Source organism: Frigoribacterium sp. Leaf44, from assembly GCF_001421865.1.
Lineage (GTDB): Bacteria > Actinomycetota > Actinomycetes > Actinomycetales > Microbacteriaceae > Frigoribacterium.
The window spans coordinates 705,743-706,197 of sequence record NZ_LMLG01000006.1 but is presented as its reverse complement, the minus strand read 5'-3'; the positions used below and the strand labels follow the sequence as shown (position 1 = coordinate 706,197).

The following is a 455-nucleotide window of genomic DNA, read 5'->3' as shown; positions in this document are numbered from 1 at the left end:
CCTCGAAGAGCTCCTTCGGCAGCTGCAGGAAGTACTGCCGGAAGATGATCACCGCCGTCGAGTTGATGGCGAACGGCAGGATCATGCCCAGGTAGTTGTCGCTCAGCCCGTAGTTGCGCGCGATGAGCACGTACAGCGGGATGATCAGCAGCTGGAAGGGGACCACCTGCACCAGCAGCGCCAACGCGAAGGTGACCCCGCGACCGCGCCACTGCAGCACGGCCAGCGCGTAGCCGACCAGCACACCGAACACGAGGGTGCAGGCGAGCACGCCGACCGTGAAGATGCCCGAGTTGAGCAGGCCGCTCAGCAGCCCGATGCGGCTGTCGATCGCGGCGTAGTTCTCGACCGTCAGGTTCGACGGGTGCGGGAACGCCCCGGCCACGGTCGGGTCGGGCTTGGTCTGCAGCGAGCCGATCACCATGTAGTAGAACGGGAAGAGGAACGCCAGGGCG

At 65.9% G+C, this 455-nt stretch carries 1 protein-coding gene; it reads right to left on the bottom strand.

Going from position 1 to position 455, the window contains the following annotated elements; all coding sequences use genetic code 11:
• Positions 1 to 455 (bottom strand): carbohydrate ABC transporter permease (locus tag ASE87_RS16790; protein WP_369814017.1); only part of this gene is annotated, 455 nt, incomplete at both ends.